The sequence below is a fragment of the Alteromonas sp. DYW1 genome (assembly GCF_059752595.1).
Genome location: NZ_CM186038.1, coordinates 2,878,436 through 2,905,090 on the forward strand (window position 1 = coordinate 2,878,436; position 26,655 = coordinate 2,905,090).

Consider the following 26,655-nt stretch of genomic DNA (forward strand, 5'->3'; position numbering starts at 1 on the left):
CAGTTCAATGGCATTTAGACTGGAGCACACAAAGAAAGTTGCAAAATTGTTAACAAATTATCCAATTAATGGGTGGTCTTGCAGAGCATGGCGGTCTGGCCCAAAGAACCATTGAGACCATGGTGTATTGTTTGGGACTGCTTATTCCCTATAACTTGAATGACTAGGTTGAAATAAAAGGACACGCCTACCGCTATCTCAGTAATGGGTCTACAACAACTGAATCCCGCATTAGAGCAATGACTCTGCAACTATGTGAGAGTGATTATCATCGCTGCACTGCATAAATCAACATCATTGCATGTCAGTTGATTGGCGTTATGGAGGCTGGGATTGACTACCTCAATCCCAGATAAACATCATGAATTAAGTAATTCCCGGAATATTGGGGGTGCACTTCGCCTGTTGCTTCGATAGCAAAGTAACGCTGTTCCTCGTCATCCAATGATTGATATCCACCGATGACCTGATACAGCCAAGCTTCAGGATCAAACTCCAGTGACTGCCATTGCATGTATTGTAATGCCGTGATGGGTTCACCACTGTCAATCACGTAACAAAAGTAAGCTTCAACGGCTTCTCTAAGCTGCGAGTCATCCATTTCAATCGCCGCTATTTGCTCAATATTAATGCGCACCGCAGCCTTGTTGCGCTGAGTTTGGTTCCGCACTCGATTGACCTGTCGAATTTGACTCACTAGCTGTTGTAACTCGAGCTCTTGTTCAACATTATTCACATCAACGCTGGCTGGAGCTAAAATAGGCTTAGCCTGATTAAATAACATCGGTACCTGGCTTTGCGTGGTGTAGTCCCGCGGCGCGAAGTCAGGGTGTTGTTCGCAATGCAGGACAAACCCTTTAAGTAAGCGTGTCTTACCTCTGAATTCACGAAAGCGACCAATTAATTCAATTAATCGCGCTTGAGCTGCCGCCAACTCTTTAGTGACGCGAGTAAAACTTTGTTGCAACGCGACCACTAATAGATGCCTGAGATCCCGATTGTTACCGGCTAATTGCCCCAATTCATCAAAGCGCAATAATTCCAGTTGATTCAACAAATCACTGACCTGTGACTGAGCGAGTTCATTTTCGCGAATCTTGGCATCGACTGACGCGACATAACCAAACTCATTGTTGATCCGGCTAAACAAAACACGAACATGATTCGCCAACGATTCAGTGAGGCCATAAACATGCTCGCGCAGATCACTTAAATGCCCCTGTGACTCGACAAAGCGGCCGTAATGTAGTGCCTCTTTGTAATGTTGCGCTAACGTTTTAATCGCCGCTAAAGCACTGGCCATATTGGTATCGATTTGGCGGTTCCGTTCGTCTTGCAAGCTACCTTCCAGTAGATTACGTACTGAACTCTTTAACCGCAGCTCTGCATCAGGCTCTGGACGCCACAGCACACCTTGCTGGATCAGTGCTTCTAGCACTTTAGGATTCACATCTCGCTCACTGACACTACCGGCCAAGTAGGCACGCATAATCACATCACTATGCCGACTCAGAGCATTCAGCAGTTTGACCCCGGCCTGGAAGAGATTCTGATTCACAGCAAGCTACCTTGTTGACTGGCAGACTGCGCTTGCTCTGCCAGTGAAAGTGACTCGGTTTCATCAATAAACCGCAACACCTCATACAAATAATCCAATTTCCCAGTCGCAATGTAAATTTGCTTCTCTGGATTTGGTTTGAGCAAGTAGCCGAGATCCGTTAAACGCTTGAAGACTTGCTTTAGTTGACCATCGGTTTGAGTGCTCGTGGAATTAAATAAACGATAGCGAGAAAGCTTCTCAAGCTGCTCTGCGAAGGCGGGAGTATCTTCAATAATCGTTTGTAATTCTGCCAAACGTATAGGTGTCCCCATGGTGACGGGCACATCACTTCCATTCGCTTGCTGTACGAGCAACAACCAATCAACCAAGGGGCGTAGACTGCTGGCGACCTCTTGAAATTGACTGCCCACATATTTGCGCTCTGTTTCACCCAACGACTGATAGGCAGCGTAAAACACATCGCCCTCAACCGTCGTTGCCAAGGTACGATTCAATAAATTGAGATGCGGTTCAATGGCGTCACGGTTAGCGCTTTGTTTTAAATAGCGCCACGCTTCTTCATCACTGATCTGACATATAAACTGGCCTTCCAGTAAGTGAGTCAACACGCGGCCTTGCTCATTGATCATGCGCTTGCCTCCTCTGCTAATCGGGCTTTCAAGCGTTCGCTTAATTGACTAACTTTCGGTTGCACTACCTGCAATTTGCGCGTCGCTTTATCGATCAGATACCTATTTTCAAACAATTTCAAAACATCTGACTCGGGATTAGGAAAAGCGCCAACGACCGAAATGGCATTGTTCTGACAGGCATCGAATATTTTCTTAACGTTGCTTTGGTGTAAGGTACCAAGCTCATCAATAGGCCAATGAATGGTCACCGCGGCGTCATCGCGCAACAACCGCGTAAACGCTAATAAGAATTTACACAGGATCAAGTAGGCCATCCCGTGGCTCGAACTCTCGTTGAGTTGACGGTCGGTGCGAATAACCAGATTAGAGTTGCCCTCGCGTAAGTGCAGCTCAATATCCAATAGTTTACTTATTCCGCCGCTGAGCGCGGCACGGCCTAGGATATCCAATACCCGGCGCATCGAGTGGCCGTACTCCTCATCGGGTAACTCTGTTGCGCCCGAGTCCATCCATTGCCGATATTGCTTTTGAAAGGCTTCCAGCTCTGGCCAAAATTCCAACTCGCTGATTTTAGAACGTATTTTAACTGCAGAGTCAGACACACCATCAAGATACAACTCTTCATCAACTTCTTTACTGATGCGGCGACTTTGGCTAGCAATGCGCTTATCGATATCATCTAACACGTGATAATACTGGGTGAGGTCTGCACCAAAAATCCGCCCTTGTTCACGTAGCCCCTGTAATTTTTGTGGCACGATCTCATTAAGTAAACGCGCAAGGTGGCTGACCAAACGGCGGTGGTCAATGTGTCTGCCGCCGTCCTTGTCTATCTGCGTACATTCTTCACGTGAACGCTCCCATGTATCCGACAACCCGGTGCCGGCTTGGGCCGCAATGAGCTGATCAAACCGTTCAACATAGGCGCGGATATCCCCTAACAAACGCTCGCGTTGTTGCAGCAGTTCATTGGTTTCTGTGACCCGTTGCACAATCGAGGTTAAATCACTTCCCGTATCCGCTGCTCCAGTCTTAGCTCCCTTCAAATTGATTTTTTGTAAGGATTTTAGCAATTGTTCAACACTGCCAATGGCCTCATTTGCCTGACGCAATTGTTGCTCTGAGCGGATTTGCGCCTCATTTAATTGTTCGCGCAGCGTCTTAACCTGCTGCATCCGTTCGTTAAGTTCGCGCTCGGCCTGACTAGAGGTTTTTTTGGCTGCGGCTAATAACTTTTGCCACGTTACTTTCTGTTCGCTGAACACATGCTTATACCAGCGCTGATAATCAACCACTAAGTGACGGTGACGCTCGGTGTAGTCAATATCTTGCTTGAGCTGTTCGATATGCTTCTTAAGCGTGCCAATCTCATCGATATCTACTCCACGATTGGCAAGTTCATCCGCTAACCATTTTTCTATTGCTTTCCGATCCTTTTTCGCATTAGCTTTAGCCTCAGCAAGTTGTTCCGCAACCGCTTGTTCCTCAGCGATTATATCGTCTACCACTTGTTGCCAGTGGAAATCGCACTCGGACAATGCTTCACGCTGCTGGTCGTCGATCTCAGCCATGGCTTGACTAAATTGCGCCTTTAACTTGGCTTGTTGGGTTTCCAATTGTTGTAATTGTTGTTTACCGGCTTGCTTACGCTCAGCCAGTGCCGCTTGATACTCACGGTGCAATGAATGGCGATCTTGCTGACTACGCTTGCGATTCGCTTCTGCACTTTTTAGCTGGCTCTCCGCCTTGCTCACGCCAAGTTCAGCCTGACGCACACGATCACTGGCCTGGGTTAATGCTTGTTCAGCCTCGCTTTGCGCCGCTACGGAGCGTTCAAGTTCGGCTTGAATGTCGAGCAGTTGCTGCTTTAAATGTTGCTCTGTTTGCGCATATTCCGGTAAATCAAGATGACTCAGGTCAAGCGTCAATCCAAACAACGAGTGCGCCGTTTTTTTCGCCATTGCAGGCTTTAAGTCTTTACGTGCTAGTAACTCGGGAGCCAATACCTTACCTAACGTTTGCTCCCAGTCTGCGGCATTTTCACGCAAAAACGCGAGGAGCGTGTCGTCTTTAGGATGCAATAATGCTTCTGCCTTATCCAAGCGTGCCTGACACGCCATCACTTCACGACTAATCTTTTGCAAGCGTTCATTGTTGGTATTGCGCTGTTGTTGCTCGGTAGCTAACAGTTTTTGCTGTTTGCGCAGGTTGTCGCGCGCAATATCTTCGGCAGTCACAGCTTCATCAATCGCCGCATCTAGCAGATCCAGCTGGCTTTGTTCAAATTCTGAAAACCCGACGTTCTGCAAACGTGCATTGACATTCGCGCGCTGCTCAACAGTAGCGGCTAGTTGTTCTTGATGCGTTTCTTTTAAATGATCTTTTTGCTGAATGAAATCATCTTTGATCGCATCTCGTTGTTGCTGTCCTTCACGTTGTTTATGCGCTTGACTGGCCAACAATTCACGCTGTTGTGAGTTCAACGAATCCAATTGACGGTTTAATTTTTCCGTTAATTCCGCTATCCGTTTATCAAACGTCGCTTGGATATCCTGATGTTTATCCGTCATCAATTGATAGCGTGACTGTGCCGTGTGCAAGTCATCTTGCCATTGTGCTAGTTTCTTAACATTACTTTGCAATTGATCAATATCTTGATCCTGCCAACGCTGATATTCGTCTTCAACGTTGTCGAGTTCTTGCTCATACTTCGCAATATCGCCCTTGGCCGCAGAAAGGGTTTGATTCAGCGTCTCTCGTGATTGCTGCCAATCAGATTCTAACTGCTTAATCGCCTGACGGGTTTCATCCACGAGCGCACTTTGTTCAACTTGCGTGGCTGCGAGGAATGATTGGTCATGGGTAAACACCGAAGCCAGCTCGGCTAACCGCTGTTCCGCATCCGTTAGTTGCACATCTGCTGACTCTAGCTGACTGAATTCTGGCCGGATCACATCAAACTCTTGGATCAACTGACGCTCGCGCAACCAGTCATCAACGTGCTTGCGACTTAAATTGGAGGTGGGGGGTTGCACGCCATCCTCCTCGAGTATCGCAGCAATCATGGCCTTGATGGTTTCCATCTTACCCTCTTTCGAGTGCACGGCTTTTGCCAACTTTTCGATATGCCGGATATGCTGCTTGCTTTGACACAAACTAAATATGCGTGCATAGCCAATCAGTTCACGCGCACTACTGGACACCTGCATTGTCGTCAGATCATTCTGTATAACCGCGCGGAAATCCTTGGTGTTGAGCTGGTTGGTAACCATCACATTATTACGTTTTAGGCTTCGCACGACATCTTGCGGGCTGGTCGGCACGTGTTCACCCGCCTTGTTTTGAAACACGTAGTCGTCCAGCTCAAAAGGTTTGCCAATTAAGCGGTAGGTAACGCCCGTACCGGTTGAGGTTAAGACGGCTTGACACAAACTCTCGTCATGATTGATGAATTCATAAATGATGTAACTGGATTCACGCGGTAAGTACCACCGTTCAAAACTGTCGCGCGTCGCCGGTACGACCCGACTGGGATATTCGCCATAAAAGACCGGGATCAAGCGCTGTAAAGTGGTTTTGCCCGAGGCATTAGTTCCACAAATATTTGTGTGTCCACTGAGTTTGAGTTCGACCACGCCAGGTAAATGTGTGTCGATAAGAATAATACGATGTAAACCGGGCATATCTGTCCTGTAATTATTATCAATACGCGTTGCGCGAAGGCTCAACTATACTGACCGCAAAGTCGGATGCAACCCGCTTTTGCGATAAATTTATCGCGCCAGCGAGTAACCCGGCGCAAGTGTCGGATTTTCAATATTTTTAAGCACATCTAGGTTAGCAAGCGCCAACTGACATCCTTGCCCAGTAAAGCGATATCCAGGCGAACAATCAACCTGCCAATGACGCAAAACGTACGCCGCCAGAGCCGCCTTTACGTGCAGTTCATAGCGCCCATCCTGCATGTCGAAGTCCAGCTCTACTGCATGCGGATGTTGCAAACTTGGATGAGGAATAAGTTCTAATTTCACCGTGCTGTTAAATTGATCATCGGCCTTCGCTTCTTCTGACGGTAGTAAAGAACGGGTCAATAAATTGATGCGAGTAAATCGTGTACACACATAATCACGAAATGCCTGATGCGAAACGTCAAAAGCGCGCACGTGCCAACGGTGACCATTATTGACCAAAGCGTGTGGCACTAACTCACGTTCGTGCTCTCCCGAACTGGCTGAGACATAGTCACACGTAATCGCTTTTTGTTGATGGATTGCGCGCATCAAAGCAGCTATGATTTGGGCATTCGGGTGCACCAAACGCACGGCATCAAAGCATTGCGCAGAGGGTTGCACAGGTGACGAAATACCATCGCCAAAACCACGACTTAAGTTTTGTAAAATCACTTCGGGATCATGATTAAAAACAGGGCTGAATGCAGCTGTACGATGATAACGCTTATCCTGGTGAACCAACTGTAAGTTATCCGGTGCCAATGAGCGATACAACGAAAAGTCACGCGTGCTCGCCGCTAATCCGGTTTGAAAACGCTGGATCAAGTCAGTTCTTGCAACCTGACCAAAATATTGCAGTGAAAAATCGATAAACGCGAGTCTCTCGCGTTGCGCATGCGGTAGTGTATCTAAGTCCATAATTTACTCTTGTCGGTAACTTTCGAACCACTATATTTATTCTCGCGGCACAATGCAATCATTATGATGCGACCATTTTGATTTTATTAAAATCATACAAACTACGTAAATTTTGCTCGGTCATTGAGTCAGGTCAAAATGTTAAAATCATAGCGAGGTATGTTGAACTTAACCTAGCAACGCAACTTGAGGGGCTGCCTCTTGCATTCCCGCAACAATAACTGGAGTCATACCTTTGAAAAAAGTAACTGCAAAACACTTCTATTCGTTTGACAGCGATACACTGATCAAAGCGTTTAAAGACCCCAGTGTCGTTAAAGCTAAGCTTTTAGACTCTGGAGCAAAAAATGTAACCGTCGAACTGACACATTTGGAAGCAGGCTTTACCGCAAGTATTGAACGCACTATGCCTGCCGAAGTACCGAGCGTATTGAAACCAGTCTTGGGCGAATGGAATATTGTCAAACAGACCGAAACTTGGACTAGGGCTCCTGAACACGGTTACGAATGTGCATTAAACATTGAGATCGACGGCGTACCCGTCAAAATCACCGGAAACATGACAATAACGTCATCCGGAATCCTAACCACCAACCAAGTTGAAATTGAGATTTCCTCTAGTATTCCATTGCTGGGCGGTCAGATGGAAAAGTTTGTCGCGAGTAGTATTGAAAAGTCTATCGCACAAGAGTTTACGTTTTTAAAACAATACCTTGGTTAAAACTATTATTGAACCAGCCGACAATTCCAACGCCTATTGTGAATTACTTCTATCAACAAGAGTCGGACTCATCCATAAATCCGCTAACGATTCGGAAGGACTGATTTTGGTCATTAAAAAGTACCGTCCGTTAGTCTGCAATGAGCGATAAGGCGACACTCACGAGAACTTCAACCAATTACCGCTAAAGACAAGGAGCGGTCGTTCATCAAATCCAATGTCTATCTTTGATTTAATCCCCCCCCTGTCTCTTCCAAAGTGTTATAAATTGCCACCAAAACTTAGCTATCTTCCCTCGATTGTCGGGTTATGTCAGGTTTTTGTCGTGATAAACTTCTGGCTTACAGTCACAATGTTTTCGATACTGATTCTGCTGCACTACGTGGCTAACATCTGGAGTTGTTTCATGTTCATTTCGACTAACAAGTTAAAAACACTGCGACAGGAAAAAGGCTGGTCTCAAGAGCTTCTTGCCAAGATGTCCGGGTTATCTGTGCGTACAATTCAGCGCATTGAATCTGATGGTAATGCATCAGCCGAAACTATGTTGTCTATCGCTGCGGTTTTTGACTTATCTCCGAAAGAATTGCAGGCCACACCCAATGAAATTCAAGTCAATTGGTCGAGGAAAAAAGTTATGAAGAATCTAATCATTTTTTTGCTGTTAGTAGCAACAGTCTTAACCGCTATGGGTTTGGGGAACGATCCTTACTTTTACGTCAATGTTCCGTCAATCGCATTTGTTTTTTTATTTACGTATTCAGCAACTATAATTACCTTTGGCACCGATGGAGCAGCAAAGTCTATAACTTGTTTTAAATATCTATTTACAGATGAGATGGTCGGTGGAGCAAAAGCGGCTTATCTTGCAACCATCTTGAGAGCGCAGATTAAATTCTGTTATGCGTCCGCGTTGTTAGCATTGATTATTGGCAGTATCGGTATCCACAGTAGTTACGAGGTGGGAAAATTCTCTCTTCACTATACTTGGGCAATAAACTTACTGGCGATATTCTGGGCCGCTGTTTTTAGCGAAGTTGTTTTAAGACCTTTAAAAACTAAACTGTTCACCTGCGATATGACTCAGTAGTCATTATATTTTCCGAAGCAGAAATTACACCTAAAAAATTGACTAATAAATCGTTAATTACCGACACTGAATATCAATGTCATCAAGATCTGAAATACGTACTTTTCTGCCCCACGGCCAGCGCTGACTGGCTCAGTTAGACAATTTGCAGACGGTCAGGCTAATGACACTGGATTTCTGTCATTGGTCAAAATAGATCTCTACAACTTTCTTGTTTCAATTAACTCATATTCTCTCCTAGCCAGCTTGCTAAACAAGCTACAAAACGAAAATCTTCCGCTGTAAAAGGGTCTCTCGGAGCTGCGGCAGAAAAGTTGACGGTGCCAACGACTAGCCCATCCATTGTGATAGGAGAACCTATGTACGATTCAAGTTTGAAATTTTTATAACATGGATGCGTTGCAACATCGCTGTTACCTGCATCATGAAAACCAACGGTGTCATTCGCTAGCAAAGTATGGCAACAATAGGTCTCACCAACTGCAAACGTTGCGCCTGGCTCGATTATGTCTCCAGGACTATTGGCGTAAACGACTTCATAGAGTTCATTCTTGACAAGACTTACCAACCCTATGCCAAGCCCTAAAATATTTAATCCCAGTTCAAGTAAAGAGTTTATTTTCTCTTTTTTTGATTGGTCTGGTTCGGAGATGATTTTCTGAAACTTTGATTCCCAGTCCAACTTACTAACTCGTCAGATTGCAACGCTTACAATTTAAGACTAGAAAAAGAGCACATGCAACAAAACTTTAGATTAACAGTATTTAGAGCTAACACTTTAATACCAGTGGGAATCATCAAAATCTGACAGCCCGCAAAGCTTAAAGCAGCTGCCGTTCGCTAGGTTACCTATCAACGGCAACTACTGGCACTAAGCGTCCCTAAAAAAACAGTTCCCAACCATTTGGTGCTTTTACAAAATCGGGCCAAAAATCGATCCTCTAACCTCAGAATACAAATAGTCCAAAAGTTGCTCATTGCCAGACTACCTATACTCTTGTTGGCCGCAGGTAATCGCTTCAAGCTACCAATAAGCATGATTTGTATTACACTGTCGTCATCTTTACCGACACTTAAAGTTAATGCGCGGGCTAGAAGTTTTTTGGGTTTTCTTAAAATTAGGGTGTACTAGCTTTGGTGGCCCAGTAGCTCACCTTGGCTATTTCCGCGATGCCTTCGTGAATCGGCGACAATGGTTAACGGAAAGCGACTTTGCCAACACCGTAGCGCTGTGTCAGTTCATTCCAGGTCCGGCGAGTAGCCAAGTCGGTGCTGCAATCGGTTACTATCATGCCGGTTATTGGGGCGCATTTATGGCGTGGGTTGGGTTTACCCTTCCCTCTGCCGCACTCATGGCTGGATTTGCATTGTCTATAGTCCAATTGGAATCGAGCCTGCTACAACCAACAGTGCATGCATTAAAACTCGTAGCTGCAGTGATTGTTGCGCACGCAGTGTGGGGAATGCAGCGTTCACTGTGCCCAACCAGTTACCGAAAGATTTCAGCTCTGATTTGTGCAGCCTGGCTAGTATTGTTTGCCAATGTTCTGACACCACTGGTATTGATCCTCATTGGCGCGCTCCTCGGATGGCAAATCCTAGCGCCAAAGCAAGCAGTGCATACCAAGCCAAAGTTCAGGATTGGCCGAGCAAGTAAACTTTGTTTGACGGCTTTTTTTACTCTACTGGCGTTAACCTTTGTTTCGCCAGCGGATTATTCGCTCCTCGACCTCTGTGAGCGCTTGTATCGCAGCGGCGCGATGGTATTTGGCGGTGGTCATGTTGTATTACCTTTACTCCATGCTGAATTTGTTCCGACGGGTTGGTTGAACAACTCACAATTCATCACGGGTTACGTGCTGCCCAAGCCATACCTGGCCCGCTTTTCACTTTGAGCGCTTACATCGGGGCAAGCGTCGACAGCTCAGCGCCGCTGATATATGCTGTGTTTGCTACTGTCGCTATTTTCCTGCCCGGCATGTTGCTGTTATTTGCCGCCCTACCCATTTGGAAATCGATGCAAACCAGGCCTGCATTACAGGGCGCAATAGCCGGTATTAACGTTGTTGTGGTGGGAATACTCGGTGCAATTTTTATCGACCCTCTGCTCAAAGATGCTTTTACAAATTGGACTGACATTGCCTTTTTTGTTGCAGCAACTGTGGCTATGTTGCGATTAAACCTACATCCTGGCTGGATTATTGTTTGTGCTTTAGCCTTTGCACTGGGAATGGTGCAGATAAAGCCTTGATGCATTTCTATCTGGCTAACTGCTGTCTCTCAGAAACGCATTTTGTTATATCACTGGGTTAAAAATTTGTCCCGGGATTATAAACTAAGCCCTTAAGTCGTTATTACTTGTATAGAGAATTTATATGGAACCTGATTTTTGGCATCAGCGCTGGCAGAACAATGAAATAGGATTTCATGAGCCAGAGGGTAATCCTTTATTACGCAAATATATTGGACTACTTACCACCACTAATAGCCCCTGCATCTTTGTACCGTTATGCGGAAAAACCCAGGATATTGCCTATTTACTTGCGCAAGGCTGCAAAGTGATTGGCGTAGAGCTTAGTGAACTGGCAATCGAGCAATTGTTTAATGAGCTCCAAATACAGCCAAAGATTACGCACGATTCTTTTTTTACGGTTTATCAAGCGCACAATATCAAAATTTTTGTCGGTGACGTATTTGCACTGACTGCAAGTCATTTGGATGGTGTAACCGCAGTCTATGACCGTGCAGCACTTGTCGCGTTGCCGCCGAAGATGCAGCAACAATACACCAACCACGTTGCCAAGATAACCGGTCAAGCACCGCAACTGCTTTTGACCTTTGATTATCAACAGTCGCTGATGCAGGGACCGCCGTTTGCTGTATCCTGCTCAAAGGTAGAGAGCTTATACAGAGCGAATTACCAGATTTATCTATTGGAGGAAAAACAGATTGCAGGTGGCCTAAAAGGCAAAATACCAGCATCAGCGCTGGTATTTAAATTACAAGCTTAATAGTTACCTCTCGGGCAACTTGCCGGCGATGCATCTAATCATCGCCGGTCAAAAATAATCAAGCCTTCTTCTTGCGTGACATAGCGCCCGTAGCAAGCACGCCAAGCACAAACAATGCAAAAGTTGCTGGTGCTGGAACTTGATTGATTGTCACTTGTTTCAAGTCACCAATCGTCATGTCATCGTAACCAAAGTAGTCACCAGAAGCAGTATTGGTGAAAGAGATTGCAGAGTATGTGTTAACTGTGTCAATAAATCCCCAAAACAGTAGGTTAGCATTTGCTGAGCCTGACGTGTCTAAAACGATATTTTGAGCTACATCACCTGTTAATCCCAACGCAAGATCGCCACTTACGTCACCAATGTCTGTGCCGAAGAAACCGAATGCCGCAATACCGCTACTGAATACAATGTTAAAATCGCCACCGGCACCCGTATCAAAATACTTGCTGCCACCAGCCGACGTATTATAACGCTGAGCATTACTCGTATTAACGCTACCTGCACCAGTTAATGTTGCCGTGATACTACCCGAGGATCCAGGAAAAGATAACACAGGGTTGGTCGCTCCAACTGACAAACTCTCGAATGTTTCCGTGCCAACCAACGCACTCAAGCCCGCTAGGAAGTCAGCCCGCGCATCTGCAGCGCTCCCTGCAGCTACATTGCCACCCTGACCAAAAAACTGAATGAATGCAGCATTAGCCGATGACAAAGTCACACTCATCAACACCGCAGAAAACAAAATTCGTTTTAACATATTCGCTATCCTTTTTTTTAACGCTTTTTTATAATTATTCAAACAATGCAAGATCAACGCCAAAAAATATAAATGTTGAAAATCATAATGTTAGAGTGATTTTTAAGGGATGGGAGAGAGTTTATGTAAAAATATCTGACAATTCTGGTTAAAAATCGCACGAAAAAACAGACAGCACTTATTTAAACACCCATGATAAACATGCGTATGATTAAGAATTTATACTGATGTTACTATACGCAAGTTTACTGTCGCATGACCTAATGGTATACATAATCGCTTAATTTATAACGAAGAAAGTTGAAATTTTTTGGCGACATTAAATCATAACCTCTGCATTGGCATTGATGGTGGCGGTACTAAATGCAGTGCCTATGTAATCAATAGTGAATTACAGATACTTGGCAGAGGCATTGCAGGTTCAGCTAACATTGCACGCGATTTTGATAATGCTAGCCTATCCATCGAATCAGCGATCAAAGCGGCACTCAATGATGCGAGTTTATTGATCACATCAGCTTCTGAAATGCCTCCTATTGTCGCAGGATTTGCTGGCTACAATGTACAAAGTGCACAAAAGAAGCTGGCTTTGTGGGCAACCCAGTTTCCCTCATTTCATGCGACGAGTGACCTTGAAGCCTCTCTTTACGGCGCTCATGCCGGAAAAAATGGTAGTGTATTGATTATTGGTACAGGCTCATGCTCCGCTGCACTTAATAACGGCCATATTGAGCAGTGGGGTGGCCACGGTTTTCTGATCGGTGATAAAGGTAGTGGTGCCTGGTTGGGGCAACAAGCCATCAAGCGAGTATTACTCACCATCGATAATGCCGAAATACAAACTGACGAGTTATTTTTTTCCACGCTATGTGACCAAGTGGGCACACGAGAAGCACCTGGCCTTGTCGAACAATTCTGCCAAGCATCACCTGCGACTTTTGCTAAATTAGCACCAACCGTCATGAACCTAGCTGAAAAAGGTTCAGAAACAGCGTCACAAATCGTGCATGAGGGCGCAGAATACCTTTCGACTATTGCGTCCCACGCTCTGGAAAACAGCGGCGGGCAGTTGGTTGTGTCGGGTGGTATGAGCGAGACGATGAGTCAGTGGCTGGCAAAAGACATTCAATCCGCACTGGGTGAGTCCGCCTATGGCGCCGAAATTGGTGCCGTCATTTGGCACCAAGCTCAAGTTAACTAACATATATTCGCTAACGACTTTACTCCTGTGGTCGTCTCTCCCTCGGGTAAGTTGCGCAGTAAGATACTGAAAGCATTGGGCTTTGCGTGTTTCGGCAGCTTTATGTTGACTTGATAGCCTGAGCCCGGGGCAATTGAAATTGGTCGCTTTCCAGCATCTGTCATTGTGGTCAGAATAAAAGTAATATTTCCCTGTGGTGACATTAATTCTAAGGAGTCGTCTATAGCAAAACGATTCTTAACATCAATCGTTGCTATTCCGTCCTCGATTGCGATGACTTCGCCAACCAATTGCTGTTTATCCGAGACCGAGGCTCCCTGGTTGTAGTTTTGATACATATCATGGGTATGGCGTCGCAAGAATCCCTCGGTATAGCCGCGATTCGCCAATTTATCGAGTTCATACAAATATTCAGGATCAAACTTTTCACCACGCTTGGCGTCTTCAATTACCTGCCGATAAACTTGTGCAGTGCGGGCGCAGTAATAAAACGATTTGGTACGTCCTTCGATCTTAAGAGAATCAACGCCAATCCGGGTTAATTCATGCACATGTTGAACGGCTCGCAAATCACGCGAGTTCATTATGTAAGTACCATGTTCATCCTCAAACGCACTCATATTCTCTTCTGGACGCATTTTTTCCGTCAGCAAATATTCATTTGCGGCTGTTGGGCCTAAACCTAAAGTTGGCTCTATTCGCTCTCCTTGAGGTGTCCATTTAGCAACTACGTTTCCTACGTCATCACGCTGTGCAGGTTGCACGCTGTACTGCCAACGACAGGCGTTGGTACACGCGCCCTGATTAGGGTCGCGTTTATTCATATAGCCCGATAATAAACAACGCCCCGAGTAAGCCATACACAGTGCTCCGTGAACAAAAACTTCCAATTCTGTATCTGGACAGCGTTCTCGGATTTCAGCGATTTCAGACAAGCCTAATTCACGCGACAAGATCACCCGTTTGATCCCTTGCTTGGCCCAAAACTGCACGCTGGCATAATTAACCGCATTAGCTTGTACCGAAAGATGAATAGTTTGCTCGGGAAAGGCTTCTCTGACCAGCATGATCAAGCCCGGATCAGACATGATCAAAGCATCTGGCTTCAGCGCGATAACCGGCGCAATGTCAGATAGGTAAGTGTTTAATTTATTATTATGAGGCGCAACATTACTCACCACATAAAAGTGTTTGCCTGCTGAATGTGCCTCAGAAATTCCGACGGCTAAGTTATCAAGGCTGAACTCATTGTTTCGTACGCGCAATGAATAGCGCGGTTGACCGGCGTAGACAGCATCCGCGCCATAAGCAAATGCATAGCGCATATTCTTTAAGCTTCCCGCTGGAGAAAGAAGTTCGGGCATTATTATTCTCGCTAGACTAAAAACGCGCGAGAATACCCTAAGAGGATCTGGCCTGTATTGACCAAGATCAGATTATCTATGCCTGACTAGCCATCTCGCGGATTTTACCAACAATGGCGCGCAAGCCATTACCACGGGTTGGAGTGATATGTCGCTCAAGATCCAGTTCGGTGAAGTAGCCGTCAATATCGAAGGCCAAAATTTGCGCAGCAGATTTATGGTTATATGCAGCCATTACTAGGGCGAGTAGGCCTTGTACGATGACGGCATCACTATCCACTTCAAATTCGAAGTTCCCATTGGAATGATTTGCCTTTAGCCACACATTACTTTGACAGCCTTTAACTAACTTATCCGGCGTTCGCTCATTCTCTGGCAGTCCTGATAGATGTTTGCCTAGATCAATGATGTACTGATAGCGTTGTTCCCAGTCATCAAAAAACGCCAAATCATCGACAATTTCTTCACTCGTTGGCAATGCCATTATTTATCCTTGCAGTTAAAAAAAGACGCCCGCTTCGAGCTGCGCTTCTTCACTCATCATCTCGCGTGACCATGGTGGATCAAACACCAATTCAACTTTTACGTCATTGACAAATGGCACCATCTTAACACGGTACTCGACATCCCCGACTAATACTGGCCCCATGCCACAACCGGGGGCAGTTAAAGTCATCGCAATGGTTACTAAATGCTGGCTTTGATCGATATTAACACTATAAATCAAGCCCAAAGATACCAAGTTAATCGGAATTTCAGGATCATAAACTGACTCTAATGCGTCCCACACTTGTTGTTCATCTATTTGTCCATCCGTCGGGGGTGTGAAACGTAGTTCGGTGACCTTACGACCAATAGCATCAGCGTCAGTACCGTCAATACGATACATATTACCACGCCACGTAACGGTATAGTTACCGCCTAAATCTTGGGTAATATTAACGAATTCACCTTCAGGGATGGTGACTGGATTTCCCGCCGGCACCAAACGCGCTTTACAGTCACGCTCAGTGACTACCATTTTCTGTTGCATATTGGTTAGTGTTTATCCGACGTTAAAGCTTTCACCGCAGCCGCATTCATCAACGACATTCGGGTTATTATACTTGATTACACCGTTGATACCCTCTTTGACATAATCAATTTCAGTATTCCGCACAATATCCATAGCTTCCGCTGCCACTGCCACGGTCAGGCGATCGTTAATCGTAATAACTTCATCACCTTCTTGAGCTTTATCTGCAAAATCAAGAACATAGGCATAACCGGTACAGCCACTGGCCTTAGTCGACAAACGAATAAGCTGTTCTGGATGTTGCTTTAACTTACTTTCAAAATGACGAATAGCACTGTCTGTTAGTGAAATGACTTGCTTACTTGGTACAAAAGTTTCAACACTCATAGAATTCTCCTACGCCAACATCATTTTGGCTTTACCTAGGGCGACAAAGAAACGGTCAATATCGTCGGTCGTATTGTACAACGAGAAGGACGCTCGCGCCGTACCTGGAATTCCTAGCCGCTTCATTAACGGTTGCGCACAATTATCCCCCGTACGGATTGCCACGCCCTGTTTATCTAAGATAAATCCAACGTCTGCCGGATGTGCGCCAGTTAGCATAAAGCTCAATACACCCACTTTATGCGCAGCAGTGCCGATCAATTCCATGCCTGCAAACGCTTCAGCCTTGGCGGTGGCATATTGCAGTAAATGTTGCTCATGCTGCTGAACCGCTACTAAATCTAGCTCACTAAACCACGCAATAGCAGCCCCCAAGCCAATCGCTCCAGCGATGTTGGGTGTGCCAGCTTCTAGACGATTGGGTAATGAACCCCAAGTAGCACTTTGGTATTCCACATCCTGGATCATCTCACCGCCAACCTGCCAAACCGGCCAGGTTTCAAGCACGCTACGTTTACCCCATAAAGCGCCAATACCCGTAGGGGCGAATATTTTGTGCCCAGAAAAAGCGTAAAAATCACAACCTATGGCTTGCACATCAACGCCGCCATGAGCTATACCTTGCGCCCCGTCAATCAGCACCCAAGCGCCCTTAGCTTTGGCTTTTGCAGTCAGCTCTTTAATTGGATTGACTGTGCCTAATGCGTTAGATACATGTGGCATGGCAAGCAAACGCGTATTTTCATTTAGCAAGTTATCGAAAGCGGCAATATCAAGCTCACCATTCTCGAAGATAGGAACAACTTTTAACGTGGCACCACTGCGCTTGCACGCTTGCTGCCAAGTCACTAAGTTAGCGTGATGTTCTAGCTCGGTTACCAATACCTCATCACCTGGCTTGAGTAACTGCCCAGCACCATTGGCGACCAAATTGATCGCTTCTGTCGTGCCACTGGTCCAAATCACTTCTTCACGGTGTTCGGCATTTAAAAACGACGCCACCGTATCACGCGCTTTCTCATAGCGTCGCGTGGCTTCATCGGATAAATGGTGTGCGCCGCGATGCACGTTGGCATTGCAGTTAGTATAAAAATCAACCAATGCATCAATAACGGCTTGTGGCTTTTGCGTTGTAGCAGCGTTGTCTAAATACACCAGCGGCTTGCCATCGACCTCTTTGGAGAGCAATGGAAACTCAGCGCGCACAGCCTGAACGTCAAAACTCATTTGACCTCCATCTCAGCAAAGCGATTGCGCAACAGTGGTGTTAACCAATCTCTTAACGCTGCATTTGGCATGTCATTCACGAGTTCTTGGATAAAACCAAAATTCAGCATTATCAACGCCTTGGAGCGTTCAATGCCGCGGCTTAATAGGTAATACAGCGCCTTTTCTTCAATTTCCGCCACCGTAGCACCATGGGCACACTGAACATCGTCTGCGTAAATTTCTAACTCAGGCTTGGTATTAACCAAGGCGCGGCGGGATAGTAGCAGGTTTCGGTTATTTAATTCTGCCAACGTTTTTTGGGCATCGCGATGAATATGAATACGCCCATTAAACACCGCGCGAGCGCGGTCACCAATAATACCGCGAGCGTTTTCCTCAGTAGTCCCATTGGGCATCGCATGTTCGATGGTCGAGTGCAAATCAAATAACTCGCCTTCTGCCAACAAATAAATCGCGTTCATTTTAGCTTTGGCATGTTCACCCGCGTGAATGATATCCACATCAATACGCGATAACTCACTGCCAAAACCCACCAACGTGCTGTTAAGCCTAGCTTTAGACAACAAATTGAAATGGCTGCCTCCCACTTGTTTAGCTGCACCTGAATGCATAGCAAACCGGTAGTGCTCAAGCCTTGCTTGCTCGCCAATGCTGTATTCAGCAAAAGCCGTGGTAAAGCTTGCAGCATCGCCACTGCCGTGTTCGATTACAGTGGCTTGACTGTTTGCTTGCAGGTTAACTAACACACGCGTATGGGCATCAATATCTTGCGTAGCAATATTTACGATACGGAGCGGTTGTTCAATCTTGGTGTTAGCCGCAATATCGATATAAACACCCTGTTGGCATAAGGTGTCATTCACTAAACCAAAAATATGGCGCTGAGGCTTCACTTTTGCAAACACATCTAATATCGCTTGCTGAGCCTGCCTATCCGCTGTCGCTAGAGAGATAATATTAACTCCCTCGGGTAATTCTAGGCTTTCTATATCAGTCACTAACTGACCGTCGCAGAACACTAGATCAAGCGCCCCCAGCCCAGTGATTTCAGGGGCTGAATGAACCGCCACAGCAGCACGGGTAGTCATTGAGCGATTAGCGACCGATGTTAGCGGGGTAAATTGCCATGCCTCACTGCGAGCCTTTGGCCACCCGTCAGTTTTGAGCTTAGCTAAGGCCTGCTCTCTTGCTGGCGAGAGATAATCGTCGACTCCGTCGGCCGCCGCAATGACCTGTTCAAGCCATTGACTCATGCCTCTGCCTCCGCAATCGCTTTACCTAGAAATGCATATCCTTCTTTCTCAACTTGCAGGGCAAGTGACGCATCTCCGCTTTTGACAATTTCACCATTGGCAAGGATATGTACGAAATCAGGCTTGATATAATCCAAAAGACGTTGATAGTGAGTGACCACAATAAAGCTGCGCTTGCCATCACGCTGACTGTTGACACCATCAGCAACTACTTGCAACGCATCAACGTCGAGTCCAGAGTCTGACTCATCAAGAATACATAAGGAGGGTTGCAGTAAGATCATCTGCATAATTTCGTTACGCTTTTTCTCTCCTCCACTAAAGCCCTCGTTTACACCACGCTTAAGAAACTCTAAAGGTAAATGCACTTGCTTACAGGCTTCTTTGGCGAGTTTTAGGAATTCAGCCGCTGATAGCGCTTCTTCACCGCGACTTTCACGTACCGCATTGACTGACTCCTTCATAAATTCCATGTTACTGACACCTGGAATTTCAACGGGGTATTGAAACGCTAAGAACAAGCCGTTACAGGCGCGTTCTTCCACTTCCATGTCGAGCAGATCTTGGTCATTCAGGGTGACACTCCCATCCGTCACCTCGTAGCCTTCTCGACCCGACAGAACATAGCCAAGCGTACTCTTACCGGCACCATTTGGCCCCATGATAGCGTGTACTTCACCTGGGTTAATTTCGAGGTTTAAGCCCTTGAGAATGGCCTTATCTTCCACGCTTGCATGTAAATTATTGATCTTTAACATTACTACCCCACTGACCCTTCAAGACTAATCTCAAGTAACTTTCCTGCTTCGACAGCAAATTCCATCGGCAGCTCTTTAAATACTTCTTTGCAGAAACCATTCACGATCATTGATACTGCTTTTTCAGGATCAAGACCGCGTTGTTGACATAAAAATAATTGTTCATCACTGACTTTCGAGGTGGTTGCCTCATGCTCAACAATCGCCGATGGATTGCGACTTTCAATATAGGGGAATGTATGTGCACCGCATTGATCACCGATTAGCAACGAATCACATTCAGTGAAATTACGTGCGCCATCAGCCTTTGGCCCCATTTTGACCAAACCGCGGTAGGCATTGTTACTCTTACCAGCTGATATACCCTTTGAAATGATTGTTGAACGCGTATTCTTGCCAAGGTGGATCATCTTAGTACCAGTATCCGCTTGTTGACGCCCGCGTGTGAGCGCCACAGAATAAAATTCGCCGACGCTGTTATCACCTTTCAAAATGCAACTGGGGTACTTCCAGGTGACTGCAGAACCCGTTTCGACTTGCGTCCATGAGATGTGCGCATTGGTATGACACACACCGCGCTTGGTTACGAAATTATAAATCCCGCCTTTACCGTTTTCATCACCCGGATACCAGTTTTGCACTGTAGAGTACTTGATTTTTGCGTTATCTAACGCAACCAACTCAACCACTGCTGCATGCAATTGGTTCTCATCACGTTGCGGTGCAGTACAGCCTTCAAGATAACTCACGTAGCTGCCCTCATCGGCAACAATTAATGTCCGCTCAAACTGCCCGGTATTCATTTCGTTAATGCGGAAATAGGTCGACAATTCCATTGGGCAACGCACACCCTTAGGAATATAAACGAAGGAACCATCAGTAAACACAGCACAATTCAGCGCCGCAAAAAAATTATCAGTGCGCGGTACGACAGAGCCAATATACTTTTTCACTAGGTCTGGGTATTTGTGCACAGCTTCGGAAATCGGGCAAAAAATAACCCCTGCTTCTTCTAGCTTCTCCCGAAATGTGGTTACCACCGACACTGAATCAAACACAGCATCAACTGCGACACCCGCGAGCATCTCCTGTTCGTGCAACGGAATGCCCAATTTTTCGTAAGTGCGCAGCAGCTCAGGATCAACTTCGTCCAATGACTTGGGTTTGTCCTTCATGCTTTTTGGCGCGGAATAGTATGAAATGGCTTGGTAGTCGATTTTTGGATAATCCACATGAGCCCAATCAGGCTCTTCCATTTTTAACCAGGCTTCATAGGCTTTTAAACGCCATTCCAACATCCACTCTGGCTCGCCTTTCATTGCTGAAATTCGCCGGATCACGGATTCATCCAAACCGGCCTCAAAAGTTTCAGACTCGATCTCTGAATAAAAACCGGCTTCATACTTCCGTTCTAATGCCTGTTCAATTTGTTCACTCATACTTTGAACTCGCTTATTTGACTGTTGTGCCTGAACGTCGATGCCATTGATAAATGGTCGTGCTTAGCGGTTGTTAGATTGCAAAAAACCGCGTGTTGACGTTAGAGATTGCAGGCCCCACACAACAAAAAATTAATCCGCAATTTTATAATACCTGAGTCATTTACTCAAAATTTAACGGGGTTAATTAACCACGCTTTGGTTGGCTTATAGCCGCTTTCAGTGGTTAAAGTTGGATGCTGACTTCGATGTCGCTACCTAGGCTGATTGATTGGCACTTATCTTGGCGTCCAGCCACCTTCTTCACATCGCGTTTGGCCATTAACTCGCCCAAGGAAATGGCATCAAGAAAATGATTGATTCGGTCACTTAAGTCTTGCCACAAACTGTGGGTCAAACACCGCTCTCCGGCTTGACAATCGGATTGTCCGTGACAACGCGTAGCGTCAACGCTTTCATGTACAGCACGAATGACTTCACCAATCGAGATAGTCTGAGCGTCGCGACCCAGTAAATAACCACCACCCGGCCCACGCACACTGTCGACTAACTGCTCTTTACGTAGCTTAGAAAACAATTGCTCCAAATAAGACAAGGATATTTCTTGGCGTTCAGAGATATCAGCAAGAGGTACAGGCCCCTTGGTGGAATGCAACGCTAAGTCAAGCATCGCGGTCACGGCGTAGCGCCCTTTAGAGGTCAGCTTCATGGTTATTATCCCCATTGATAGAGGCGTGGATTGTGTCATAACCTAGTATTTTGGTCAAGTATTTACCCTACTGATTTAGTCAGGTATTAATATTGACCCTAGTAACCCGCAGCGAAGTCCCCCCCTGATTAAGGGATTTGGAAAAAGCTTATTCAACTCCTTTACTGCTCGAGATTTAATGAGATCAGTGACTAGTATTAATCTGCAGCAAAAAAATCTGATTGGCGTTCCAGAATCCCACTTTTTGTGCTCGGGGTCATAGAACACTCGATTTATGCGGTTAGTTAGGTGTACCAGTTTAAAAAGTTATAAACGTTTATTTAACATATAAATAACATTATATTAGTCTTGTTGCGTTCTGGTCAGAGCAGCACAGAACTGTCTAAGCAAAGTAATTCAAGCACAAAAATCGACAGGACATAACAATGCAAAACAAACAACGCCTGAGCATAATCTGCCTATTCATAATGCTCTTCTCGTCTCTAGCCAAAGCGGAAGTGCAATTTCCAGACAGCGTCTTTCAAAATTTAGATTATGGCCTCTACTGGTTTGGATACACTGATGCCGATAAAGCTGTCCCAGGGCAATCAAACCGATACTACGACCGCAATAAAAAAACCGTCATTTATATTCATGGCTGGCAAAACAATTCAGTCACGCAAGCCAAGCGCGAAACACTCGATCGACGAGGTAGCGGCGGGCCAGCTGAGGACTTAGCCTGGTATTGGCTCGATCAGGGCTACAATGTCGGCATTCTGTATTGGAATCAGTTTGCTGATGAGTCTGAAGTTAAAGATGCCGAAGCAAAGATTTATACGACAAATGGACCGCGCGGCATGCGCTGGAAGCGCCTTAACGGTAGTTATGCGAGCGGACCCAATAAGCCCGTTGCGCAACTTTTGTTTGAGGCGATCCGCGACAATATGGCTGATTTCAATAACAGCGAATTGCGCTTGGCAGGGCATTCTTTGGGTAATCAAGTCGCACTAGCCATCGGCACCCAATTGCTAGCAGCCGTAAACGCTGGTCAACTGAATGCCCACCTTCGCCCTGATCGTATCGCCCTGCTTGACCCTTTTTATTCCAATGGTGCAAAGAGTTACTTGTCCGGTCAATGGCCAGGGGAAGTTGCTCGCGATAACACTGATCAGTTAATTAGTGCCGGCGTGGTTATCGAGGCATACCGCTCTTCACCAGTAACTAGCACGATCTTTGTAGGAGATGCGAATACTGCGTTATTGCGTAAAACCGCGTTTAGCGAACTGAAGCCCTGGAATTTTTCTTGGTGGCAGCTCACCGAAAAGCATTTAGCCGCAGTCACTTGGTATTTCTGGTCCAAGGCATTTGATACCTTAGACGTTCGCTATACTTCGTTAGACGCTCCTTCGGCATCATCGACTAACAATCAGATCAATACGCTGATGCGGCAAAACTGGGGAGTGATCCAGGATCGCGGAGCCTATACTGGTTCTCCAGGTGATGATACGTTTAAACGGAAAAGTCGTTAGTACTGCGCGTTCGGATCTAAAGCCACACTAAATTCTAGCGATAAGCCATCAACTTTAAACGCATAAGCCCCTGTTGCAGGGGCTTATTTTGTGTCATTTCCAACATTAATCAACAGAAAGTTTAGAAAGAATATATAGTGGCGTTGCTTAACAATTTGTTGGCATCAATTTTTTCCTGCACACAGGCTTTAACTTGATCAAGGGCGAAAACGTATACCCGATCACGAGCTTGGCGCTGCTCATCCACATCAAATTGTTTTAATACAAAACTAATATGCTCATTTTTCGGTAATGCTCTTATTCCTGAGCCGAAGCGGCATAACGTGTCACCTATACGCTCTTCAAACGACGATAAGAAGGCTTTATCAGCTTGTAGGCGCGCTTGCCGCTGTTTTTCAACTTGAGCTTTCTGCTCAGCTTCGAGAGTATCAGCGTATTCATTTAGCTCCTGTTTTCGAGCTTGCAATTTATCACTGGCTTGGCGAATTTCTTTTAACTCTTCTTCAAGTTCTTTTTTGCGCTCTTTATCAGCACTACGTAATTCAAAGTTTAAATCACGTTGACGCCGCTCTAACTCCCGCGCTTCCCATTCCAATTCTCGCGCATCTGAACGCACGTCGCGCATCTGCTCATGAGCTTCACGAAACACTTCCTCAAAGTTACGCATAGTATCTTCAATCATGTGTTCCCAATCTTCAGCAATCTCAATACTGATACCATCACCATCTTCGCCGATAATCACTGGGGGTGTTGGCGCTTCGGGCGCCCGGGGAATGAATCGACGTAGATCTAAATCCAGTCCTAATCTGCGGCGCGAAGTGTTGATCTCGAAGACCACACCTTGCCCGGCAAGATAACTGGTCTCCAATCCCCTGAATCGAATTGCCGCCGTATTATCTGATTGTCTAAATGCCGTTACCAGCACACTATCCATGATTTCGAGTTCTTTGCGTAATTCGTCATAGTTGGTCGTAGCACTGGCTTGCAAAGCCACCGACATTGCCACCATTCCCGATATTAATAGCTGTTTTTTCATCATAAACTCCACATTACTCATTCGGTAACTGGCTTGCACCAGAATTTAAAGACGGTAGATTCGCGCGGACTCCACTCTGCGCATCAATTTCTTGTTGTAAATTATTTAACTGGCGCGCGTAAAACAGTTGGTCGTCACTGCGTTGCTCATTGATAAACTTGATCAATTCAGCAAAGTCTTCGCGCCGCTCTTGGCGGCTCGATGACAACAAATATTCTGCTAGCTTCACACTGCTTTCCTGTTGCTGCTGATTCAGCGCATCAACATATTGCGCAAACATTGCTTGGTTTGACGCTTGGTACGCGCTTATACGCTGCTCGACTATGGCATTCAGCTCTGCATCACTCACAGCCTCTGTGACACCCACGGATAATGCGCCGTCGTTTACTGTGACTTGCACATTACCTAGGGTCAGCACAATGGCCAACACCGAGCAAGCCAGTGAAGTTAGCGATAGCTTGGGTGATTGCCACCAGGGGCTCGGCTGCGGACTAACAAAGGTTGCCGACTTGTCCCACTGTGGAGCACTCCCGGGCACATAATTATCGCTTAAGTTACTCAGTAAATTTGCACTGGCAACGCGTGCCGAAAATTCTTCATCATCAATGCACAGATGTTCAAAGATCTTGCGTTGCTCATCATTCAAACGATCGTCTAACCAAGCAGCGAATAATTCGGATTTCTGCTCTTCGTTATACATACTCCACCTCCAATTGCCCTTTTAACTTATCTAATGCACTGTAAAGGCGAGACTTTACGGTATTAGGAGACACCCCTAATTGATCTGCAATTTCGTCAAAAGTAAATTGACCAAAAAATTTCAATTCAACTACTGCACGTTGATTCACCGGTAACTGCTGCATCGCGCGATGCAGTTGCGCATTATCTTGTGTGTCCGTCAGTTCGCCTTCTGGACAGCGTTGTTCGGATTGCACCTCAAGCTCAGGCGTATCATCCAAACTCTGATTTGGCTTACGCCGGCGATAAAACTCAACGCAACGATAATGCGCGATCTTAAAGAGCCAACTTTTAAAGGCTCCAGTGCCCTGGTAACTGGCTAAATTGCGAAATACAGAGACAAAAATTTCCTGCATTAGATCCAGACTATCCTCTCGGCTTCCCGTCATTCGAATGCCATAGTTAAAAATTGATTTTTCGTAACGATTAATCAAAGCAAACCAAGCCCGTTTATTACCGGTTAATGCCTTACTAATTAGTTGTTCATCGGTCTTGGTGAACACCTAGTTATTCCTGAAATTGGTTATGTGCAGTTAAAGTCGAGGGGATTGGCCAAAAAGTTTGATTATTTTTTATTTTTTTGGCCATTTTTATTGGCTTAACGACTAGCAGTGAGTGTGTCGATCGGCATTAGTGGTGCCAAGCATTCAGCTAACGAGCGAAATAACTGGACTCGGGTTGTACCATTACGCCAAACCAGTCCAATTTCTCGATAAGCATTATCTTCAGCAGGTAAAGCGACCAGTTCAGAGCGTGCAAGAATATCCTGCTGTAAGGCCAATTCAGGGATAAACGTATACCCAAGCTTTGCATTGGCAAGCTGAACCAGCGTGTGCAACGACGTGGCGGCCAGACTATTGACTTGTTCACTATATTTTAAGCCGCACGCACTAACTGCATGGCCGGTCATGCAATGCTCTTGCTGCAATAAAAATATACTGTTTTTGGGCAAGTCTTTTACTTCAATACCCTGATTTTCGGAAGGACTGACTGATCGATGCATAACCAGATGAAAAGGATCATGACCGATGACCAGTTGTTTGCACCCAGGTGTTTCAAACGGTAATGCTAAGATTAATAAATCTAGCGTACCTTCGTTTAACTGCGCCAATAGATTATCGGTTGTATCTTCTTGTAGGTGAAGCGCCAGCTCTGGATAGATGCGCTTTACCGATTTGATTAGCCCCTCAAACATAAATGGCGCTATAGTGGGAATCACGCCCAGTTTAAGCGTGCCACGACGCCAATCCCCCGCATGTGTGGCGTATTCCATCAGCTCGCGAGCCTCATTGATAATTCGTTTGCTGCGCTCAACAATTTCAAGGCCGTAGGCAGAAAATACAAATGACTTATGCTCTCTTTCCAACAGCTGAGCGCCAAAATGTTCCTCTAGGTTCTGAATTGCAGTACTGAGTGTTGACTGAGTAACGTGACACCGCTCTGCGGCGCGATGAAAGTGCTGCTCTTGATGCAGCACAACGAGGTAATGGAGGTGTTTAAGATTCGGCCACTTCATTGAGTTAGTCTATTAAATTTCAAACTATTAATAGACTAACCAATCGTTTATAAAATTAAAACCGTTTTAAATCGGTT

The 26,655-nt window shown here is 45.7% G+C and carries 24 protein-coding genes and 1 pseudogene; 6 read left to right on the forward strand and 19 right to left on the reverse strand.

Annotated elements, in window-relative coordinates:
- Window positions 1-337 precede the first annotated feature (337 nt).
- From AC121Z_RS12930 to AC121Z_RS12945, 4 genes are all read right to left on the reverse strand, one after another.
- Window positions 338-1,558, reverse strand: coding sequence for a phosphoenolpyruvate carboxylase (locus tag AC121Z_RS12930; RefSeq protein ID WP_498124433.1), 1,221 nt, complete (start codon window positions 1,556-1,558; stop codon window positions 338-340).
- Window positions 1,555-2,190 carry a condensin complex protein MksE gene (locus AC121Z_RS12935; RefSeq protein ID WP_498124434.1) on the reverse strand — a complete coding sequence of 212 codons (636 nt, stop codon included), beginning with the start codon at window positions 2,188-2,190 and terminating at the stop codon, window positions 1,555-1,557. Before AC121Z_RS12935 ends, AC121Z_RS12930 begins: the two co-directional genes overlap by 4 nt.
- Window positions 2,187-5,876, reverse strand: coding sequence for an ATP-binding protein (locus tag AC121Z_RS12940; protein WP_498124435.1), 3,690 nt, complete (start codon window positions 5,874-5,876; stop codon window positions 2,187-2,189). The genes AC121Z_RS12935 and AC121Z_RS12940 overlap by 4 nt, the downstream gene beginning before the upstream one ends.
- Window positions 5,877-5,966: 90 nt before the next feature.
- Complete coding sequence (locus tag AC121Z_RS12945) at window positions 5,967-6,842, reverse strand: WYL domain-containing protein (protein WP_498124436.1); 876 nt, start codon at window positions 6,840-6,842, stop codon at window positions 5,967-5,969.
- Window positions 6,843-7,077: 235 nt separating this feature from the next.
- On the opposite strand from AC121Z_RS12945, the gene AC121Z_RS12950 reads away from it, so the two are divergent.
- Both AC121Z_RS12950 and AC121Z_RS12955 read left to right on the forward strand, forming a co-directional pair.
- Window positions 7,078-7,563: a DUF2505 domain-containing protein gene (locus tag AC121Z_RS12950; RefSeq protein ID WP_498124437.1), complete on the forward strand. Its 486-nt coding sequence runs from the start codon at window positions 7,078-7,080 to the stop codon at window positions 7,561-7,563.
- 406 nt (window positions 7,564-7,969) lie between these two features.
- A complete protein-coding gene (locus tag AC121Z_RS12955) occupies window positions 7,970-8,653 on the forward strand; it encodes a helix-turn-helix domain-containing protein (RefSeq protein WP_498124438.1) in 684 nt (227 codons plus the stop codon).
- Between the two features lie 220 nt (window positions 8,654-8,873).
- Here the strand turns inward: AC121Z_RS12955 and AC121Z_RS12960 are convergent, their stop codons facing one another.
- The gene (locus tag AC121Z_RS12960) at window positions 8,874-9,335 is read right to left on the reverse strand and encodes a GAF domain-containing protein (RefSeq protein ID WP_498124439.1); all 462 of its coding nucleotides are present in this window, start codon (window positions 9,333-9,335) and stop codon (window positions 8,874-8,876) included.
- 400 nt (window positions 9,336-9,735) lie between these two features.
- On the opposite strand from AC121Z_RS12960, the pseudogene chrA reads away from it, so the two are divergent.
- Together chrA and tmpT are read left to right on the forward strand one after the other, a co-directional pair.
- Window positions 9,736-10,904 (forward strand): annotated as a pseudogene (chrA, locus tag AC121Z_RS12965) (chromate efflux transporter).
- 124 nt (window positions 10,905-11,028) lie between these two features.
- Complete coding sequence (gene tmpT, locus AC121Z_RS12970; protein ID WP_498124440.1) at window positions 11,029-11,664, forward strand: thiopurine S-methyltransferase; 636 nt, start codon at window positions 11,029-11,031, stop codon at window positions 11,662-11,664.
- 58 nt (window positions 11,665-11,722) lie between these two features.
- Here tmpT and AC121Z_RS12975 read toward each other — a convergent pair whose 3' ends face one another.
- Window positions 11,723-12,424 (reverse strand): hypothetical protein, encoded by a 702-nt coding sequence (locus AC121Z_RS12975; RefSeq protein WP_498124441.1) that lies wholly within the window; start codon window positions 12,422-12,424, stop codon window positions 11,723-11,725.
- Window positions 12,425-12,734: 310 nt separating this feature from the next.
- Between AC121Z_RS12975 and AC121Z_RS12980 the strand changes: the two genes are divergently transcribed.
- Entirely contained in the window at window positions 12,735-13,625 is an 891-nt protein-coding gene (locus AC121Z_RS12980) for a glucosamine kinase nucleotide-binding domain-containing protein (RefSeq protein WP_498124442.1), read from the forward strand.
- Here AC121Z_RS12980 and trhP read toward each other — a convergent pair.
- The 9 genes from trhP to iscR all read right to left on the reverse strand — a co-directional run bounded on the left by trhP (window position 13,622) and on the right by iscR (window position 21,780).
- Window positions 13,622-14,995: a prephenate-dependent tRNA uridine(34) hydroxylase TrhP gene (gene trhP, locus AC121Z_RS12985; protein ID WP_498128253.1), complete on the reverse strand. Its 1,374-nt coding sequence runs from the start codon at window positions 14,993-14,995 to the stop codon at window positions 13,622-13,624. The genes AC121Z_RS12980 and trhP overlap by 4 nt on opposite strands.
- Before the next feature lie 70 nt (window positions 14,996-15,065).
- On the reverse strand, window positions 15,066-15,473 hold the full coding sequence (locus tag AC121Z_RS12990) for a SufE family protein (RefSeq protein WP_498124443.1): 408 nt from the start codon (window positions 15,471-15,473) through the stop codon (window positions 15,066-15,068).
- 15 nt (window positions 15,474-15,488) lie between these two features.
- Window positions 15,489-16,022, reverse strand: coding sequence for a putative Fe-S cluster assembly protein SufT (sufT, locus tag AC121Z_RS12995; protein WP_498124444.1), 534 nt, complete (start codon window positions 16,020-16,022; stop codon window positions 15,489-15,491).
- A 12-nt stretch (window positions 16,023-16,034) separates the two neighbouring features.
- Window positions 16,035-16,391, reverse strand: coding sequence for a HesB/IscA family protein (locus tag AC121Z_RS13000; protein ID WP_498124445.1), 357 nt, complete (start codon window positions 16,389-16,391; stop codon window positions 16,035-16,037).
- 9 nt (window positions 16,392-16,400) lie between these two features.
- The gene (locus tag AC121Z_RS13005; RefSeq protein ID WP_498124446.1) at window positions 16,401-17,618 is read right to left on the reverse strand and encodes an aminotransferase class V-fold PLP-dependent enzyme; all 1,218 of its coding nucleotides are present in this window, start codon (window positions 17,616-17,618) and stop codon (window positions 16,401-16,403) included.
- Window positions 17,615-18,874 carry a Fe-S cluster assembly protein SufD gene (gene sufD, locus AC121Z_RS13010; protein ID WP_498124447.1) on the reverse strand — a complete coding sequence of 420 codons (1,260 nt, stop codon included), beginning with the start codon at window positions 18,872-18,874 and terminating at the stop codon, window positions 17,615-17,617. Before sufD ends, AC121Z_RS13005 begins: the two co-directional genes overlap by 4 nt.
- Window positions 18,871-19,632 (reverse strand): Fe-S cluster assembly ATPase SufC, encoded by a 762-nt coding sequence (gene sufC, locus AC121Z_RS13015; RefSeq protein WP_498124448.1) that lies wholly within the window; start codon window positions 19,630-19,632, stop codon window positions 18,871-18,873. Before sufC ends, sufD begins: the two co-directional genes overlap by 4 nt.
- Before the next feature lie 2 nt (window positions 19,633-19,634).
- The gene (gene sufB, locus AC121Z_RS13020) at window positions 19,635-21,071 is read right to left on the reverse strand and encodes a Fe-S cluster assembly protein SufB (protein ID WP_498124449.1); all 1,437 of its coding nucleotides are present in this window, start codon (window positions 21,069-21,071) and stop codon (window positions 19,635-19,637) included.
- Window positions 21,072-21,297: 226 nt separating this feature from the next.
- The gene (iscR, locus tag AC121Z_RS13025; RefSeq protein ID WP_498124450.1) at window positions 21,298-21,780 is read right to left on the reverse strand and encodes a Fe-S cluster assembly transcriptional regulator IscR; all 483 of its coding nucleotides are present in this window, start codon (window positions 21,778-21,780) and stop codon (window positions 21,298-21,300) included.
- Between the two features lie 425 nt (window positions 21,781-22,205).
- Between iscR and AC121Z_RS13030 the strand changes: the two genes are divergently transcribed.
- The gene (locus AC121Z_RS13030; protein ID WP_498124451.1) at window positions 22,206-23,288 is read left to right on the forward strand and encodes a hypothetical protein; all 1,083 of its coding nucleotides are present in this window, start codon (window positions 22,206-22,208) and stop codon (window positions 23,286-23,288) included.
- 121 nt (window positions 23,289-23,409) lie between these two features.
- On the opposite strand, the gene AC121Z_RS13035 is transcribed toward AC121Z_RS13030, so the two are convergent.
- From AC121Z_RS13035 to AC121Z_RS13050, 4 genes are all read right to left on the reverse strand, one after another.
- Window positions 23,410-24,327 carry a hypothetical protein gene (locus AC121Z_RS13035; protein ID WP_498124452.1) on the reverse strand — a complete coding sequence of 306 codons (918 nt, stop codon included), beginning with the start codon at window positions 24,325-24,327 and terminating at the stop codon, window positions 23,410-23,412.
- 10 nt (window positions 24,328-24,337) lie between these two features.
- A complete protein-coding gene (locus AC121Z_RS13040) occupies window positions 24,338-25,024 on the reverse strand; it encodes a hypothetical protein (protein WP_498124453.1) in 687 nt (228 codons plus the stop codon).
- Complete coding sequence (locus AC121Z_RS13045; RefSeq protein ID WP_498124454.1) at window positions 25,017-25,565, reverse strand: RNA polymerase sigma factor; 549 nt, start codon at window positions 25,563-25,565, stop codon at window positions 25,017-25,019. The genes AC121Z_RS13040 and AC121Z_RS13045 overlap by 8 nt, the downstream gene beginning before the upstream one ends.
- Before the next feature lie 95 nt (window positions 25,566-25,660).
- Complete coding sequence (locus AC121Z_RS13050) at window positions 25,661-26,578, reverse strand: hydrogen peroxide-inducible genes activator (RefSeq protein ID WP_498124455.1); 918 nt, start codon at window positions 26,576-26,578, stop codon at window positions 25,661-25,663.
- Between the last annotated feature and the right edge of the window lie 77 nt (window positions 26,579-26,655).

What these genes read in the sequence shown, in the direction of transcription:
- AC121Z_RS12935 (WP_498124434.1), bottom strand. Translation starts at nt 2,190, where the DNA reads ATGATCAATGAGCAAGGCCGCGTGTTGACTCACTTACTGGAAGGCCAG.
- AC121Z_RS12940 (WP_498124435.1), bottom strand. Translation starts at nt 5,876, where the DNA reads ATGCCCGGTTTACATCGTATTATTCTTATCGACACACATTTACCTGGC.
- AC121Z_RS12945 (WP_498124436.1), bottom strand. Translation starts at nt 6,842, where the DNA reads ATGGACTTAGATACACTACCGCATGCGCAACGCGAGAGACTCGCGTTT.
- AC121Z_RS12955 (WP_498124438.1), top strand. Translation starts at nt 7,970, where the DNA reads ATGTTCATTTCGACTAACAAGTTAAAAACACTGCGACAGGAAAAAGGC.
- tmpT (WP_498124440.1), top strand. Translation starts at nt 11,029, where the DNA reads ATGGAACCTGATTTTTGGCATCAGCGCTGGCAGAACAATGAAATAGGA.
- AC121Z_RS12975 (WP_498124441.1), bottom strand. Translation starts at nt 12,424, where the DNA reads ATGTTAAAACGAATTTTGTTTTCTGCGGTGTTGATGAGTGTGACTTTG.
- AC121Z_RS12990 (WP_498124443.1), bottom strand. Translation starts at nt 15,473, where the DNA reads ATGGCATTGCCAACGAGTGAAGAAATTGTCGATGATTTGGCGTTTTTT.
- sufT (WP_498124444.1), bottom strand. Translation starts at nt 16,022, where the DNA reads ATGCAACAGAAAATGGTAGTCACTGAGCGTGACTGTAAAGCGCGTTTG.
- AC121Z_RS13000 (WP_498124445.1), bottom strand. Translation starts at nt 16,391, where the DNA reads ATGAGTGTTGAAACTTTTGTACCAAGTAAGCAAGTCATTTCACTAACA.
- AC121Z_RS13005 (WP_498124446.1), bottom strand. Translation starts at nt 17,618, where the DNA reads ATGAGTTTTGACGTTCAGGCTGTGCGCGCTGAGTTTCCATTGCTCTCC.
- sufD (WP_498124447.1), bottom strand. Translation starts at nt 18,874, where the DNA reads ATGAGTCAATGGCTTGAACAGGTCATTGCGGCGGCCGACGGAGTCGAC.
- sufC (WP_498124448.1), bottom strand. Translation starts at nt 19,632, where the DNA reads ATGTTAAAGATCAATAATTTACATGCAAGCGTGGAAGATAAGGCCATT.
- sufB (WP_498124449.1), bottom strand. Translation starts at nt 21,071, where the DNA reads ATGAGTGAACAAATTGAACAGGCATTAGAACGGAAGTATGAAGCCGGT.
- iscR (WP_498124450.1), bottom strand. Translation starts at nt 21,780, where the DNA reads ATGAAGCTGACCTCTAAAGGGCGCTACGCCGTGACCGCGATGCTTGAC.
- AC121Z_RS13030 (WP_498124451.1), top strand. Translation starts at nt 22,206, where the DNA reads ATGCAAAACAAACAACGCCTGAGCATAATCTGCCTATTCATAATGCTC.
- AC121Z_RS13035 (WP_498124452.1), bottom strand. Translation starts at nt 24,327, where the DNA reads ATGATGAAAAAACAGCTATTAATATCGGGAATGGTGGCAATGTCGGTG.
- AC121Z_RS13040 (WP_498124453.1), bottom strand. Translation starts at nt 25,024, where the DNA reads ATGTATAACGAAGAGCAGAAATCCGAATTATTCGCTGCTTGGTTAGAC.
- AC121Z_RS13050 (WP_498124455.1), bottom strand. Translation starts at nt 26,578, where the DNA reads ATGAAGTGGCCGAATCTTAAACACCTCCATTACCTCGTTGTGCTGCAT.